The organism is Rhodococcus sp. SB1D, from assembly GCF_048573875.1.
In the GTDB taxonomy this organism is placed as follows: domain Bacteria; phylum Actinomycetota; class Actinomycetes; order Mycobacteriales; family Mycobacteriaceae; genus Rhodococcus_F; species Rhodococcus_F qingshengii.
In genome coordinates this window covers 223,728-239,141 of the sequence record NZ_JBMAIQ010000004.1, presented here as the reverse complement: position 1 = coordinate 239,141, position 15,414 = coordinate 223,728, and the positions used below count along the sequence as shown (strand labels likewise).

General features: G+C 61.1%; 18 protein-coding genes. 8 read left to right on the top strand and 10 right to left on the bottom strand.

Going from position 1 to position 15,414, the window contains the following annotated elements:
- Nucleotides 1-26: 26 nt before the first annotated feature.
- Complete coding sequence (locus ACN50D_RS12580; protein WP_249343095.1) at nucleotides 27-422, top strand: hypothetical protein; 396 nt, start codon at nucleotides 27-29, stop codon at nucleotides 420-422.
- Nucleotides 419-1,522, top strand: coding sequence for a hypothetical protein (locus ACN50D_RS12575; RefSeq protein ID WP_249343094.1), 1,104 nt, complete (start codon nucleotides 419-421; stop codon nucleotides 1,520-1,522). The genes ACN50D_RS12580 and ACN50D_RS12575 overlap by 4 nt, the downstream gene beginning before the upstream one ends.
- A 1-nt stretch (nucleotide 1,523) precedes the next feature.
- On the opposite strand, the gene ACN50D_RS12570 is transcribed toward ACN50D_RS12575, so the two are convergent.
- Nucleotides 1,524-2,045, bottom strand: a complete 522-nt coding sequence (locus tag ACN50D_RS12570) for a hypothetical protein (RefSeq protein ID WP_419970228.1) — start codon at nucleotides 2,043-2,045, stop codon at nucleotides 1,524-1,526.
- Between ACN50D_RS12570 and ACN50D_RS12565 the strand changes: the two genes are divergently transcribed.
- Together ACN50D_RS12565 and ACN50D_RS12560 are read left to right on the top strand one after the other, a co-directional pair.
- Nucleotides 2,032-2,694, top strand: coding sequence for a DUF4258 domain-containing protein (locus tag ACN50D_RS12565; protein WP_212633819.1), 663 nt, complete (start codon nucleotides 2,032-2,034; stop codon nucleotides 2,692-2,694). The genes ACN50D_RS12570 and ACN50D_RS12565 overlap by 14 nt on opposite strands.
- Nucleotides 2,695-3,105: 411 nt before the next feature.
- A complete protein-coding gene (locus tag ACN50D_RS12560) occupies nucleotides 3,106-4,191 on the top strand; it encodes an ADP-ribosylglycohydrolase family protein (RefSeq protein ID WP_212633681.1) in 1,086 nt (361 codons plus the stop codon).
- Nucleotides 4,192-4,295: 104 nt separating this feature from the next.
- Here the strand turns inward: ACN50D_RS12560 and ACN50D_RS12555 are convergent, their stop codons facing one another.
- The 4 genes from ACN50D_RS12555 to ACN50D_RS12540 all read right to left on the bottom strand — a co-directional run bounded on the left by ACN50D_RS12555 (nucleotide 4,296) and on the right by ACN50D_RS12540 (nucleotide 6,442).
- Nucleotides 4,296-4,856 carry a recombinase family protein gene (locus tag ACN50D_RS12555; RefSeq protein ID WP_306665689.1) on the bottom strand — a complete coding sequence of 187 codons (561 nt, stop codon included), beginning with the start codon at nucleotides 4,854-4,856 and terminating at the stop codon, nucleotides 4,296-4,298.
- A 452-nt stretch (nucleotides 4,857-5,308) separates the two neighbouring features.
- Entirely contained in the window at nucleotides 5,309-5,773 is a 465-nt protein-coding gene (locus ACN50D_RS12550) for a Fic/DOC family protein (protein ID WP_212633680.1), read from the bottom strand.
- Nucleotides 5,770-5,895: a hypothetical protein gene (locus ACN50D_RS12545; RefSeq protein ID WP_283245748.1), complete on the bottom strand. Its 126-nt coding sequence runs from the start codon at nucleotides 5,893-5,895 to the stop codon at nucleotides 5,770-5,772. The genes ACN50D_RS12550 and ACN50D_RS12545 overlap by 4 nt, the downstream gene beginning before the upstream one ends.
- Before the next feature lie 268 nt (nucleotides 5,896-6,163).
- Nucleotides 6,164-6,442, bottom strand: a complete 279-nt coding sequence (locus ACN50D_RS12540) for a hypothetical protein (RefSeq protein WP_212633679.1) — start codon at nucleotides 6,440-6,442, stop codon at nucleotides 6,164-6,166.
- A gap of 777 nt (nucleotides 6,443-7,219) precedes the next feature.
- On the opposite strand from ACN50D_RS12540, the gene ACN50D_RS12535 reads away from it, so the two are divergent.
- Nucleotides 7,220-8,254: an AurF N-oxygenase family protein gene (locus ACN50D_RS12535; RefSeq protein ID WP_064113761.1), complete on the top strand. Its 1,035-nt coding sequence runs from the start codon at nucleotides 7,220-7,222 to the stop codon at nucleotides 8,252-8,254.
- 326 nt (nucleotides 8,255-8,580) lie between these two features.
- On the opposite strand, the gene ACN50D_RS12530 is transcribed toward ACN50D_RS12535, so the two are convergent.
- The 3 genes from ACN50D_RS12530 to ACN50D_RS12520 form a co-directional block, all read right to left on the bottom strand.
- Nucleotides 8,581-9,375, bottom strand: coding sequence for a hypothetical protein (locus ACN50D_RS12530; RefSeq protein ID WP_212633678.1), 795 nt, complete (start codon nucleotides 9,373-9,375; stop codon nucleotides 8,581-8,583).
- A 647-nt stretch (nucleotides 9,376-10,022) separates the two neighbouring features.
- Nucleotides 10,023-10,247, bottom strand: coding sequence for a hypothetical protein (locus ACN50D_RS12525; RefSeq protein WP_212633677.1), 225 nt, complete (start codon nucleotides 10,245-10,247; stop codon nucleotides 10,023-10,025).
- A gap of 267 nt (nucleotides 10,248-10,514) precedes the next feature.
- On the bottom strand, nucleotides 10,515-10,814 hold the full coding sequence (locus ACN50D_RS12520; RefSeq protein WP_212633676.1) for a hypothetical protein: 300 nt from the start codon (nucleotides 10,812-10,814) through the stop codon (nucleotides 10,515-10,517).
- Nucleotides 10,815-11,033: 219 nt separating this feature from the next.
- Here ACN50D_RS12520 and ACN50D_RS12515 point away from each other — a divergent pair, with 219 nt between their 5' ends.
- Entirely contained in the window at nucleotides 11,034-11,258 is a 225-nt protein-coding gene (locus tag ACN50D_RS12515) for a hypothetical protein (protein ID WP_212633675.1), read from the top strand.
- A gap of 447 nt (nucleotides 11,259-11,705) precedes the next feature.
- On the opposite strand, the gene ACN50D_RS12510 is transcribed toward ACN50D_RS12515, so the two are convergent.
- Together ACN50D_RS12510 and ACN50D_RS12505 are read right to left on the bottom strand one after the other, a co-directional pair.
- Nucleotides 11,706-12,008, bottom strand: coding sequence for a winged helix-turn-helix transcriptional regulator (locus ACN50D_RS12510; protein WP_165639439.1), 303 nt, complete (start codon nucleotides 12,006-12,008; stop codon nucleotides 11,706-11,708).
- The gene (locus ACN50D_RS12505) at nucleotides 12,005-12,409 is read right to left on the bottom strand and encodes a VOC family protein (protein WP_212633674.1); all 405 of its coding nucleotides are present in this window, start codon (nucleotides 12,407-12,409) and stop codon (nucleotides 12,005-12,007) included. Before ACN50D_RS12505 ends, ACN50D_RS12510 begins: the two co-directional genes overlap by 4 nt.
- A gap of 648 nt (nucleotides 12,410-13,057) precedes the next feature.
- Here ACN50D_RS12505 and ACN50D_RS12500 point away from each other — a divergent pair.
- Nucleotides 13,058-13,750 carry a GAF domain-containing protein gene (locus ACN50D_RS12500; RefSeq protein ID WP_212633673.1) on the top strand — a complete coding sequence of 231 codons (693 nt, stop codon included), beginning with the start codon at nucleotides 13,058-13,060 and terminating at the stop codon, nucleotides 13,748-13,750.
- A gap of 166 nt (nucleotides 13,751-13,916) precedes the next feature.
- Entirely contained in the window at nucleotides 13,917-15,401 is a 1,485-nt protein-coding gene (locus ACN50D_RS12495; RefSeq protein ID WP_249343092.1) for a sugar transferase, read from the top strand.
- Nucleotides 15,402-15,414 lie beyond the last annotated feature (13 nt).

Below are 15,414 nucleotides of genomic sequence, written 5' to 3'. Positions count from 1 at the left end.
TTGGCGGGGAAAGGAATTCATCTCCGATGACCACCTCACCGAACGCCCCGATGACCTCGCCCACCCGCCGCGACAACACAGCCGAGCACACATTGCCCCATGTGCCGCCGGGAACGGTTCTGATTACTCCATCGGCATACGAGGATTTGGCCGCTGACACAGGGAAACGGGAGTGGGACCCGGACAGTGAACTGAGTCAGACCTCGAAAGCTGTGATCGCGACCGTATTCGGGCTCGCGTTGTTGATCGCGGCGTTCGCGGTGATCGGACGCCTCGGAGGGTGGGCCGCCGATTACGGGACGATTCTGGTGTATCTGGCATTCTTTCTGTGGATGTCGATCGCAGGACGGGTGTTCTGGTGGGGCGCAGACACACTCATCGCCGAATTTCGGAAGAAGTCGAACACGGGTGATCGCCGGTGAAGCCTGCGCGCCGGTTCGACCGCACCTCACCGACCACGGTGATCTCCACCGTGGTGGTGCTCGCGGCGATGGTGATCGCATTGCTCGCGCTGCTGATCTTCGCCCCGACCTCCTCCGCAGGGCCGGCAGAGGACTGCGCAGCGGTACGGGCACGTGATCATCAGATCTACCTGAACCTGATCGCCTCACTGCCACCCGGTGCCCCCGTCCCGCCGGAGTACATCAACCCGTGCCTGAGTGCGCCGTCCACGACGGCGACAGCTGCGCCGACGACCACTGTCGGGCTCCCCGGCGCGCAGGCTCCAGGCGGTGGCCCGAACGTCGGGGCGAATGCGCCGACGAACTTTCCCACCTACAACGGCACCCCCATCGTTCCCGTGCCAGGTGCGGCGCAACCGGGGCAGCCGAATTCGCCGACACCTCCAGGCATCGAGAACCCTGCGGGAGTTCCGGTTCCGACGACCACCAGCGAACCTGCACCGACCACCCCGCAACCTGCAGGATCGACCGCACCCGCATCGACCACTGATCGTGGTCCCGGACCAGTACCCGCGTCGACGCCGAGTAATGCTCCGACTCAGTCGGAATCAGCCCCCGCTGTCGCGACTTCCGGGCTCCACGAAGACGACGGACGTGACCGCTACCTCGAACTCGTGTTGGTCGGCGCCGCCGCGTTCACAGCCGGCGGGATCGGAGTCCGTGGGCGCCGCTCACCCTTCGGCCCACGCATACCGCTGAATGGCCGGACACCGGAATCGATCCTCTCCCAGACCGTCGGAACTCTCGCCTCACCGCTCATGGCGTATACGAAGGGTGGCCAGTCGAAGATCACGGTCACCGAACCCGATGGCGGACGTCGTACATTCTTCCTCATCCACGACGCGACGTCCTCACATGAAGCGGAAATCCCTGTCGACGTTCCGCCCGGAGGACACATGCATGTCAATCCGGACGGCTCCGTCACCGTCTTCGACGCGGACGGAAACCCCGTCTCGGTCGTCGCAGCTCCGTGGGCGTACGACGCCAACGGCAACCCGGTCCCGACCGACTACGAAGTCCGCGACGGCCACCTGATTCAAAAGTCCGCGACGGCCACCTGATTCAAAAGGTGTACGCCGACGAAGCGACCGCATATCCGATTTTGGCTGATCCGCCGGCGAAGAAGGTGAAGGCGCCAGCTTCGGTGGTTTCGAAACAGGTGACGAAGAGCTCGAACACCACGTCGAAGCCGAATTCGATGACCGGCCGGACCACGGCGCAGAAGCCGCAGAACAGCGGGAACACGAATTCGGGCAACACTTCCGGTGGGAACAAGCCGGCGCCGAATTCGATGACGCCACGCACGAGCCCGCAGAAACCGCAGAACAGCGGGAACACTTCTGGTGGGAATACGTCCGGCGGTAATACGTCGGCACCGAATTCGATGACACCACGAACGACTCCACAGAAACCGCAGAACAGCGGGAACACTTCTGGTGGGAATACGTCCGGCGGTAATACGTCGGCACCGAATTCGATGACACCACGAACGAGCCCGCAGAAACCGCAGAACAGCGGGAACACGAATACGGGCAACACATCCGGCGGCACCACGTCGAAGCCGAACTCGATGACACCACGCACGACACCGCAGAAACCGCCGACCACCGGCCTCTGGGACAGTGCGTGGGGATTCGGGGAAAGCGTCGTCGATACAGCAGTCGAGAGCGTGGAAACCCTCGGAGATGCCTGGCGCAATTTCCTCGTCGTGCCCGTCAACGATGCCGCCGTCGATCCGTTCGGCCTCCATCCTGGCCTACGAGCCGAGCCCTCACCCGAGCATTCCCCAGCCGAGATCACACTCGCGGCCACAAACATCCTCGCGCTGATTCCCGGAGTGGGTGCAGGGGGCAGAGCCGGTGTCACAGCCGTACGAGAAGCGGTAGAGGCAGTCCTGCGACGCGGCGGCACCCCCGCAGAAGCCGAAGCAGCAGGCCGCCGGGTAGTCGCCTCGATGCCCGTGGGTCGTCGAGGCCGTGAATTGGGCGTCAAGCCTGGAACCAATCCTCCGGGAATAGTCAACGGTCGCGAATACACGGGGCATGCGTTCGACCGGATGCAGGAGCGCGGCATCCTCCCCTCTCTTGTCGAACAAGCAATTCGAAACGGGGTGGCAACCCCCAGCGACGACGCAACGATCGTGTTCTACGATGCGGCAAATAACCTATCAGTCATCGTTAACGAGTTCGGTAGAGTTGTGACGACCTCATTTGGACGGCTAAGAGGAAGGTGAAATTAACATGACAGATAATGGAAGATATCGCACTGAAGGCGAGCAGGTTAGTCGCGATTACAGGGAAGGTAAAATATCTTTACAAACGCTCGTCGACATATTCGAGAGTTATGTGGACGCCCGCGAATCCGAAAATGCGCCCGATTTCGAGGAATTGAGGGGCGCGTGGTTGCAAATTGAGATAATAAATGCGGTGCGGTGGGACGATCCCACGAAGGCATCCAAAAATGAGACGGCAGTCCGGGGGTATATCCAAGAATTCTTGGACTTGCTTCCGTAGTTCCTGTCGGGCTACCACCTGGGCCTCGAACGGAGTAACGGCCTGGTCTTACCGTCCAGCCCTGGACGATGAGCCCTCGCACCAGTGCACCGGTTGCGACCCCAGACTGAGTCCGGGATAGAGGAGTTTCCATGGCATTACCTTCTGCTGACGATCCCGCCGCCGAGCATGCCCGTTACGGGAATGCTTTTGTCGGGCTCGCGGCCGGTGACGCGTGGGGTTTCCAGGTCGAGTTCCGCAAGTACGCGGACATGCCGGCCTACCCGGTGCCCGCGCCTGCGGGTGAGTGGATGATCAGCGACGACACCCAGATGACTCTCGCGCTGCACGACGCACTCGTAGAGGTCTCGGACTTCGCCGACATCCCCGCAGTCACCGACTCGATCGTCCGACACTTCATCGCATGGGAACTCGATCCCGAAAACTTCCGCGCCCCGGGCATGACCTGCATGGGCTCATTGGCGAATCTGCGCGGCGGCGCCCAGTGGTACGACCCGGACGGGGCGTACAAGTCCGCCGGGTGCGGTGCGGTCATGCGATTGGTGCCCGCCGCATTCGCGCCGGAACCGTATTGGCGGGGTGTGAGCGCCCTTCAAGCTGTGATCACCCACAAACACCCCCGCGCAATAGTTCCCGCGCTGCTTCTGGCCGACGCGGTCCGTCACGCGCCGCAGCGCCGCGGCCGGTTCCTCGAATTCGCCCTGGCGGAGGCAGAGCGAATCTACGATGGTGTCAGCGAGTGGTTGAGCGATACGTACCTAGCGGACGTCCTCGCCCCGTATCGAAGGGACATGCCATCAGTACTGGTGGATGGGCTCAACGACGATGTGGTGGACATCCTCGGTGCCGCAACTCGGGCACGGGATCGACTCGCCGGGATCGATGCGGCCGCGTTCGGTGATCCGTGCGCCGATGTCGGTGAAGGGTGGGAATCCGCCAGCGCGGTAGCTCTCGGGCTGCTCGTTGCGGATCTGGCGACTTCCGCCGACGGAGGTGATGGTGCGCCGCTCACCGGGCCCGCTGCACTGGGGTGGGCGGCAACCAGTAACGGTGACTCGGACTCCATTGCCTGCATTGCCGGCGCAGTTATCGGGGCCGCCCACATCGTGCCGGACTACTGGACGCACGCCGGGTTGGTGCCCGAATTCGAGCCGAGGTATACCGCCGAGTTGGAGGCCGCCGCACTGCGACTGCCCGGAAAGTACACGAAAAACTGACCGATGCCGCAGAAGAGTTCTTCGGGCACCTGACGGAATGAACTCTCTCCAGTTCGGTCGAGCTAAGCGAGTACCCGCTGGACTGAGCGATACCTTTGTCGCATTCAGCCCGGGAGGACTTCCGGTGCGAGTGCGCGACTGACGGAGGATCGACCGACGCCGAGCGTCGAGGCAATGGCGTCGAGACTTCTCCCCTGCTCGCGGAGCGTGCGGGCAAGTTCGGTGCGTTCGGGGGTCATGACGGTCGGTCGGCCGCCGTGTCGGCCTTGCCTTCGGGCGGCTTCGAGGTCGGCGTGGGTGCGCTCGACGATCATGCGGCGTTCCATCTGAGCGAGGGCTGCCATGATGTGGAAGAGGAATTCGCCGCCTGCGGTGGTGGTGTCGAATCCTTCTGTGAGGGAACGGAATGCAATGCCGCGTTCGCCGAGTGTGCGGACGGTGTCGATGACATGGCGGACGGATCGTCCGAGCCTGTCGAGTTTCCATACAACGAGGACATCACCGTCGTGGTCACGTAGGTAGTTCAGGCATTCGGTGAGCTGGGGACGCTGCGTTTTGGAGCCGGATTCGTAGACGGTGAAGATGCGGATCGCTCCGGCTTGGCCGGAGTGCGTGCTGCTGCAGTTCGGGGTTTTGTTCGAGAGTGGAGACGCGGGCGTATCCAATGATGCTCACAGTCTCGGTCCTTCTGGTCTGCTGCTGTGTTGTGGGATGGTGCGGCTGTTCAGAAGTTGGTAGTCGACTTCTGGGCTCCAGTGGGTGTGGAACTTGGTGGTGTCAAAGTAGGTCGGCAAGTTCTCGCTCCGGAGCGGCCGGTATGAGAGTTGGTCGAATCTCGGTCGCCGGTGGTTCATGGCGGTGCTTCGGATTTGATCTGGCTCACCCAGGTGTAGGCCTGCTCGGGCATGGTGTCGTAGTGCTCGATCATCGCCTGCCAGTGCTCGGGGAAGGTCATGGCGCTGCCACGGGGTGCGGTGGTGATGGAGTCCGCAGGTAATTCGGTGACAGGCTTGATTGCGGGTCGTAGGACGTCGGCGAGGATGGTTCCGCCGTCGACGTAGGCGAAGTTACGGGCAGCCTGGACGGCGTCGACGCTGAGTTCGCGCCACTGGATTGCTCATCCGACGTCGCGTGCGAGTTGGTCGAAGAAAACCCTTTGAGTACGGGAGTTTCCGTAGACGAACGGATGGACGCTGGTGAGGTCTCCCCAGTGGCCGGCGCGATCCTGGACGAACGCTTCGTGACTGTGGTGGTTGACGTAGACGCCGCTGTTGATGTCGGTGAACACTCGATCGAGTTCGCCGGGGATGGCGGCGGGTGGGTCGTGAAGGATGCCGAGATCGCCTGGCGCGGTGTCGATTGTGAGGATTTCACCGGCCCATTTGTAGAGGTCACCGAGTAGGTGTCGGTGGATTGCTTGCAGGTGCGCGAAGTCGAAGTGTCCGTCGATCGGGTTCGCTGCCAGCTCCGCCATTCGTGTTGCGGCGATGAGGGCTTCTGCCTGTGCGAGCGTGTGAGGGTCGGTGTATCCGAGTCGGTTTCGTAGGACCGTGGTGCCGGGATAGTGGTAGTCGTTGCTCACTGAGCGGTGCGGGCGTTCAGTTCGGTGAGTCCGCGGGCGATCGCTTCGTCTCCTGTGATCTCGCCGTTGAGGACTGCTCGGGCTGCTGCTTCTGCTTCTGCGGTGAAGGGGGCGCCGCCCATTTCGAACTTTGGGCAATCCCGGCCACACCACATCCGCAAGTTTGATCAGCTGGTGGACGAGACCGCCGGCCATCGCGGAGAGGTCACCTTCACAGTCGACAATCCTGCGATCCGGACGAGCACCGTCGATATCATCAAGGAGTGGTGACCCAGGACGATCTTCCCTCATAGGGCCGGTGAGCAAAGTGCTCGCTGGCCCTTTCCGTGCATTCAGTAGCTGTCAGGCCCAGGCCGCTGACGTTTTCGGTGACAGCGATCCGCGACTGCGCTAGCGAGGTGGCAGAAGTTGGTCCAGAAGAATCTTGGCACCGGTAAGCGACAACGCTCGATTAGCCCGCCGCAACTCACGTAATGCGGCCAACGGTTGCTCCGAAGCAGAAATTCCCTCTGCCGCCAGTACGTCTACAGCCCGACGCGTTCCGGTTTGGACCGCTTCATGCTCGGTCCCGCCGAACACGTCGGCCAGATTCTTCCTGCCGCCCACAGGACGGCGCGCCGCGACAGCAACACCCACCACTAAAGCCAGTGCCGTATAGAGCGCGATCACACCATGAAGGCCACCGCCGATCTACCGGGAGCGCCCGACGCGAACTCCGCTCTTGCCGGTCTCGGCACTGAACAAGTCTCAGCCAACCGACGGCACTTCGGTGATGGCGTCGGCGGTCACGAGCATGTCGATCTCGACGCTGTTGGTTCCGTCGCCATCGGTGACGCGCACAGTTACCCCTGCCAGAGCCATTGGTCGTCGTGCATTTCCGCCCAGAATTTCAATTCAGATAGCGACTTCCATCGAAACTGGTTGTTACACAGTCACTTAAGAAAGAGAACTGACACAACTTGAAAGTTACCGGTGAGATATTTCCACTGTTACCGATCGCCATCCGAGCAACAAACCACGGTCCATCGGATCCCCGTCGCATGACGAAAGACGTGCGGGCCGATCCACATGATCAACTGTCTGCGCCGCCTCGGATGTCGCCGCGGTGCAGGGACGCGAGTTCGGCGAGGTGAGTTCCGACCCGATCAAGCGGGACACCGACCGTGACGAGATCGCGAGAACCTCGTCCTGCACCTATCCCACCGAATAGGTCGGCAGATGCACACAATGGCCTAACGTCGACCACGTCCAGCGCCGTCGTCTCGACAGCAGGACCCACACCACCATCAAATGCCGAGAGCTGCGTGCATGGTGCGATATTGAGTGCCCCTTTCGCCCTTCCGGACTTACCCGTGGACGTGCAGACTCATACAGTTACTGTGGACGCGTAGTCACACTTAGTTTACTGTGGGCACATCTGAGATAGATGCCACAAAGGAGCCCGAAATGCAGTTCCTAACACCTCGTCGCACGCGGCGTAACGCGCCATCTGTCCGGTTAACTCCGGGGCGCAATACCGTCAACGAACATCGCGACTACCACGACACTCTGCGCACACTGTCCGAGGCATCCTCGACAGGGCTCCACTTCGAGGCGTTCAAAGACATCGCCTGGAATTCGCCCGAGTTCGCCGCCCCCGCGGACGACCCAAGATGGACACTCCCCGCGGTCGACCCCTTGTCCCACACCGACTGGTACCGCGCGCTCTCACCCCAGGAACAACGGCGGGTTGCCCGGATTCGGCTCGCATCTATAACAAAGACCGGCTCCCAGTTCGAGCAACTGCTCCTTCTCGGCGGTACCCAGTTCTTGATGGGCCTGGCGAACGAGAACCCCGAATTCCGCTACTTCATGCACGAACTCACCGAAGAGACACACCACATCCAGATGTTTCAGGAGTTCACCAACCGGGTGGCTCCGGAGGTCCACGGTGCCCCAACGTGGCTTGTCAAGGCCTTCCCCCTGGTCGGTTCGCTGGGATCGCTGTGGCCCAGTTTCTTCTTTCAGATCATCCTCGCTGGAGAGGAGCCGATCGACCACATCCAGAAGAGCATCATGCGCGGCGGTGGCATTCACCCGCTCACCGACCGCATCATGCAGATCCATCTCGCCGAGGAAGCACGTCACATCGGGTTCGCCCATGCATGGTTGCGCCATCACGCTCCGCGCATGAGCCGATTCAACCGCCTCGCACTCGGCCTCACCACGCCTGTAGTCATGCGCATAGGGTTTTGGTCCATCGTCGTCCCGAGCCGGCAGGACGCGACGTTGCTGGGTATCCCCCGCAATGTTCTGCGCGAGACCTATTCGATGCGCAACCCCGATTTCCGGCGACTCCTTGCAGAGTCCTGCGCAGACGTCCGGAGCCTCGCCGACGCCAACGGAATGCGCACCCGGCTCACCCTCTGGTCCTGGCGGCTTACCGGAACCGACGGCCGGCTCTCGCGTTACCGCAACGAGCCGTCGAGGGCCGCGGCTTGACGATCTGCAACCCGCGACGCAGCTGCCCCTCTCCCACTTCGACAGACAGCTGCGTTACCCACTCACCGCGGTCGAGGCAATGGCGCACAGATATCAGCGCGCCAACCACAGGCCCACACCCGAATCGCCCCATCGAAGTGTAGGAAGCACATCCACCAAGGCGAACCAGCGACATCAGTGCCGGCGAAGACGCAGCATTTCCAATGACATAGCGAATTCGCTTTTGCTACTACAGGTTTCGGCACAGCGTACTGCGAGCGACGTTCAGCACTTCCGCGATTCGGTCTGGATACGCCGTCGCCCTTCATCTTGGTCCGGCAATAGAGTCACAGGCCAACCGCGCCGAGCAGAGCTTCTCCTGGATCGACGACGGCAACGACGGCCGCAACGAACAGCAGCGCCATCGCAATGGTCATCACAGCACCGAGCGATCCGAGGGCGACGAACATCCGACGGTGGGCACCGTTTGTCGTGTCCGACGATCTGTAGCGTCGGAAGGCGATGCGGGTTCCGGTTGCGACTACAGCGATCACCACGGTGGTAGCGACAATCGCCGCCCAGTTGTAGTGCTCGACCTGTGTGAGCAACTCGAGCAGTGGCGGCCTGGAGTCTCCGCTCTGCACACCGTTCTCGATCAGAGACTGCGCTGTCTGCCCGTCCGCGTTGTCAGCGGAGAGCATCGGAAGCAGCGCGACTACGGGTGCGACCGTCGACTGGATGTTGAGCACAGCCACAAACACCGAAAACAATGACAGCACAGTCGTAGTGGCCGCCGCGACCACGCAACCTACGCCGGCCGTCAGAGATCGCCGCCACAGAGTCGCCGCGAGCAGACCCAGAACCGCGGTCAGCAGCACCGAGATGACGATCTTGATCGCGTGCCACTCGAACCAGTAGTCCACCATCTCCGCCAAGCCGGGAGGATAGGTGCGGACTCCGCTACCCCAGTAGTCGACCAAGCCGCGGCCGAGCAGCACACTAATGACGGATTGATCTTGGAACTGCGGATAGCGTCCGCGTAACAACGCGGCCGGGCCCAAAACGAACGCGGCCACCAATGCCGCTCCGGCGCATGACAACGCAACGATCGACCAGCGGCTTCGGTTGACGGACGTGCTCATTGACGACTCCCTTCCGGGAGAGAGTCAATCAGCAGGTACTCGACTGCACATCCATCTGCAGTACTACATCTGACGAACGAGGTACCAGCTCAGGATTCGATACTCGATCGCCGGCCGCGCCGGACTCTGGCAATCGTCACCGCGGCCAGGATCAACCCTGCAACCGTGATGAAGTCGGATTCGGTCACCCCGCGCGAAGGCCACGCTTTCGGCCGCCGCCATCGAGGGTAGGACCGCCTTGGTGCTGGCCGTGCTTAGTGGACAATGCGAACATGACGACCGGCGCTCCTGCTCAAACCGTGCACTTTCATCAGAAGCATTACACGGCAGTGGTTTCTGGCGCGAAAGTTTCCACCGTCCGCTGGCGCGAAGACATTCACGAAGGGCCGGCAATTTTCATCTTCGATAAATCACCCGACCGCCCGCCCCCTTTCAGGACAGGTCACCGCTGTAGAAACGTACGATCTCGCTCATCTGTCGCCGCTAGCAGCCCGCCAGCCACCCGGCACCGACATGACGAATTTCGCAAGACAACTCCGGGTCAACTACTACCCCGAGATGCCTGAAGACGCTGTTCTTCAGGTGGTCGTCATAGCCACCGGTCACCACGGGGATTCGTCACTGCCCCCGACGTAGTGCGACCGACCTCAGCCGTCAAAAACGTCTGTTTTATGTCCGTGTGCGTCGAGGTCTGCGCTACCGGCGCCAATCCACCGACCGGAGCGCAGATAAATGACGGTGCTGGTCTCGTAGCTGGTGTAACCGATGATCGGGTAACCGAAGGGCATCATCGTGTTGATCTCCGACTGCCGATCAGGTTCCGGAACTTCGTCCAGCGGCGAAAAGGTCGCGCGGTAGTCACGCCCGGGCATGCTGATCCGTCCCGGTGTGTGAAATAGCCAGGTCAGCGAATGCTAGTTGGACGCGAACCACAGATAGCCACCCCGATCGACGCCACCAACACACCGAACACGATCATCACAACCCGCTTCAGAGGATCTGCCCAGTACAGTTGCACGGCGCCCACGAACCGCACCGAACGCGGAAGGTGAGCTTCCTCGCTGTCGCCCAACATCAGTCGAGTACCCCGCACCGATCGCTGCAGGTAAACCAACGAGCCCGCTCGGAGTCTGGATCAGCTAGCGGTCGTTGCCCATTCTCCTGGTCGTGGCGACCTTGCCAATCGCATTCGCGAGCCAAACGAACAACGCCGTCCCCACAGCCACGATCCACGCGGAAACAATGATAATTCCCGCGATGAAGCTGTAACGCTGGAACCACGGCTGCCCTACCGCGGTGTGAGCATAATCCCAGCTCAAACCACCCACCCTGCTCGCGAATACGCCCGGCAACCCGATCGCCAGCCCTACACCCGCGAATACCGCAACTTTCAATTTGAAGCGCTGGCCGCTGTCGAGTCGAATGCCGTGAACCGTCATCGTGCAGCCTCCCGAACCGAGTCGGACCGTGCAAACGTCGTGTCCACTACCAGGCAATGCCCTCCGACAGGCACTCATGACTGTCCTGAGCTGAATGAATCGCCCAGCGTGAATGCCACGCCCCGATTCGCAACACAGCCCTGACAACTTGCTCCTGCCTACACTGTGCATGGCGCTCAGAACCAAGACCCACCAGAGACCGAAAATTGCAGCGCGGCCGTGCCTTTCGCTACCCGCCGCGACGTCGCCTCCGAACCCGAACTCCCACGTCCGCAGGTCGACACACCGCCTCGGGGTCGCGAGCGGATCATGCTCGCCTACTACGCCGCGATCGCCGTCGCTGCGGGAGCACTGCTCGTGCGGGCCTCCGCGCAGCCGCACGAGGCCCTCGCGAGCGAAGAGGAAACCGGCACGGCATGCCAGTGTCAGTTTCCCGTCCACTGACATCGCCAACTTCTGCACCATCACACAGCACACGCTGACGGGCCGCACCCGTGCCGCCGCCGCCATCCGTGCCGGGATCGAACAGATCGCAGGAAGCGGCGTCATCGAAGAACGTATCTCCGCGGCCGAGGCTGCAGGACGTCCACTCTCACTCCGGTAGCGAAGCTGCCACTCGACACACTTATGAATGCATATTCACTGTGAACATATTTCATTGCAGCGCAACATATTTCATGGGCAGAATATACAATACGTTGCTGCACAATTACTTTGCGCCCACAATCCGGTAGACGCCGACCTTTACGGACGGTCGCCGGATCCGTCACTGCCGCCGGGCTTCCTCTTCGACGCATCGAGCCAGGCGGATCCAACGATATGCCTCGACGGTCAACGGCTCCCGCAGGTTCCTGCAGCCAAGCCCGCCACGGAGAAGTTCGTCAGAGCGCATCACGACCCCTGTGACACATGCGGCTTTCCTTCGCGGCCCCAGTGCTGGAGCGCGACGATCGCCTCTCGCAACGCACGCCCGCGATCGGTCAACGCGTAGGCACGAGAGTTGTGCCGCAATGGCAGACGGGCCAGAACGCCGGCCGATTCCAATTCACGCAGGCGGGTCGCGAGCATATTGGTTGGTACTCCGAGGTCGCGCTGCAAATCGCCATAGCGCTGCGGCCCGTCGAGCAACCGCTCCACGATGAGCAGGGCCCACCGCGCTCCGACGATGTCGAGGGCCGCAGCAAGGTCACTCACGCGGCCGGGGTGGGTTCCGGCTTCATCCAGAACGGCGAGTAGTGGTAACCGTCAGGGTCGTCGAACTGGCGCTGGTACATGAAGGGATAGTCGTCAGTGTCACCGATCCGCCCACCGGCGGCGCCGGCACGCTCGACGAGTTCGTCGACCGCCTCGCGACTGCAGAGGTCGAATGAGACCGTGACCTTCGACGGGGTATCAGGTCCGCCGACCAACCCCTCGGCGCCACCGACACTCGCATACATTTCGCGGCTGCCGAGCATGACGTACTGCTCGGGAGCGATCGCGAAGCACGAGACGTTGTGATCGGACATCTCGGCATTGAGGGTCCAGCCGAGAGCGGTGTAGAAGGTGGTCGCACGTTCGACGTTCTCGACCGGACAGGTGATGAACAGGCTCATACGACAACACTTGCAAAATGCAAGTACGCTGTCAAGATCCCCGCCACCCCACCGGCCGGTCACATGTTGTGAACGACCAGCCACTGCTCAAGGGATTGGATAATCTGAGCGACCACTTACGTTGGCAAACCTGACGTGGAAGAGAACCGATACCGAGATGAACCAGAAATACTGGGATGATCTGACCGCCGAAGGCCGGGAACTCACGCGGGTTGCAGAGGGCGAAGCCCGAGATTTGAAGGTGCCACTACATGTCGACGATCGGGCGGCAGTCCGAAAGCTGGCCGATACCTACCGTTCATCGGTCCGCGATACGCACTATCGCAACCCGGATCTGTGTTATTCGTGTCAGACTCAAATCCACTCTCACACCACATTAGAAATCGAGAGCCTTCGCGACGCCCAATCCGGCAATATCTTCCCTACACGTCTTACGAGAGATTACGGTGAGCCATGAGGCAGGACTTTTGGCCCTATAATGCAATGCCAAAATGCCCATTTTGGCACTTAGGCAGATCCGGCTACTTCAGTCCACATCACGAGTATTCATAAACACAGCAGCATGAGGTATGGATATTGGAGATGCGGCGCCGCGCGGACCAATCGCAGTCATACAGCACGTTGCTATCTATTCACCAGGAAAGAGATATGACACCACCGAGTCCGACAGACGCAACAGGTTCCGATAATGCAGGCGACGATGCCACAGGTCTACGCAAGAAAGCGATCTCAGATCCTGCCGAACGCGCCACTCTCGACCCGTTCGCTGCGATCGACGAGACGTACACGGACCCCGCACTCGTGGCCATCTTCGAGGGACTGCGTGCGACCATCGCCGACGGACAGTCGCACGCATGGTCGGCGCTCAACGACAGCGCACGGTTACGCGCCCTCCACGAAACAGGACTACTCCGGCCTGGACCACATCCTGAAGTCGATCAGATAGTCGAGTTGACCATCGACGCAGTCGGGATCCCAAACGCTGCACTGAACATAATCACCGACGTCGAACAAATCAACGTCGGCATCGCCTCCCGCTCAAACGACATCGGGGACCAACGGACCCACCCTCTCTCCGACTCGCTCTGCGTATACACAGTCGTGAGTGGCTCTCCACTCGTAATCGACGACATCGCCGACCACCCGATACTCAGGGATCACTCGGCGGCAAAGAGCGGCGTAGTGGGCGCTTACATCGGCATACCGATCATCGACAACGCAGGTCACCCCGTAGGGACACTGTGCGCGTGGGACACGCAACCGCATCATTGGTCGAGTGGTGAGGTCCAGATCATGACGGACCTTGCCGACGTGATCCAAAACGTAGTATTCGACAAATAGAAGACCATTGCCGCGCAACTTTCGATTGTTGACTGTGACGCCGAGTCGCATTCAAACCATGTGCGAGTTGCTACGGCGAATATTGTTAGTTTCCCTATAGAATGCGGCCAATGGTGAATGTACGAATTGTCTGATTAATTCGGGATTGTCGTGGATGGAGTGAGAATTGCCGCAATTGTTGGAGGTCGAGACTTCGACCGCCCCTGGAGGCCTCCCACCTACCTCCTCGAATTCTCGTAAAACATTCGGGCAGCGCATCCGGACCGATCCGCTGAGCACCATCATCAGTGTTTCCATCGATGCGTTGTCGGCGACAATTGCGGCGGCGCTCGCATGGTGGTGGGCGCTCACATCAGTTTTGCTTCATCCACCCTTGTGGTGCTTCGCGCTCTTCGTTCCCCTGGTCGTCATCGTCATGGGCGCGCGGTCGTTGTATCGCCGATCGCTCAACCGCCGATTCCTCGACGAGTTCTACGGGATCCTGTCCTCTGGCTCGATCGCGGCAATGCTGCTGCTGTGTGCGCTGGTCCTGTTCGGAATCACCGATCGCCCCGGTGCTGCCGTGACCAAACTATGGGTGTGCGCGAGCGTACTTATTCCATTTGGCCGTCTGGTTCGCGTGGTGGTCCAACGACGCCTGCAACGGAAATCCCATCTCGTGTCCCCCACGTTGGTCATCGGATCCGGACAGCTCACCCAACACGTGATTGCTCGCATGATCGCTGCTCCTGAACACGGTATGAACCCAGTCGGGGTGCTGTCGGACGAATCCCCCATACACGGTGACCAGGGGACTAATGCCGCCCAGGTGCCGCACCTGGGCACTGTCGATCGCCTAGAGTCCGTCATCGCCGAAACCCAGGCCGAACGCCTGGTCATCGCATTCACAAAAGTTCACGGTGAACTACTGACCGGAGCAGTGCGCATCGCCCACCGCCACGGACTTCGCGTATGGGTAGTGCCACGCATGTATGAGGTGATCGGCTCGAAGAGCCTCATCGACCACATCGGCGGCATGCCCTTGTTGTCAGTGCCTCACACCAATCCCCGAGGCTGGCAGTTCCGGGTCAAACACATCAGCGACAGAATCGTCGCCGGCTGCATCCTTCTCGTGCTGTCCCCCCTCTTCCTCACCCTCATGCTCATGGTGCGATGGAGCTCGCCCGGACCGATATTCTTTGCCCAAGAGCGAGTGGGGCGTAACGGCCAGATCTTCGGCTGCCTGAAGTTTCGTTCGATGCGGCTACCCGATCCCGACCACGTGACGTTTGTTCCGAAGTTCGGTAGCGCACCGGGTGGCGTCGAGGGAACCGATCGACGAACCCGGATCGGAAAGCTCATGCGGTCGACGTCGATGGACGAACTCCCCCAACTGCTCAATGTCCTCCGGGGTGACATGAGTCTGGTCGGACCCCGACCCGAACGTCCAGAGTTCGTAACCCTTTTCGAGGCGCAGATCCGCCGCTACGGCGAGCGACACCGAGTCAAGGCGGGCGTCACGGGTTGGGCTCAGGTCAACGGCTTGCGCGGACAGACTTCCATCGCGGACCGCGCCGAATGGGACAACTACTACATCGAGAACTGGTCTCTGTGGCTGGACATCAAGATTTTGATGCTGACCGTGCTGGCAGTTTTCAAACAGGCCGAATGACGCGCGGCGCAGT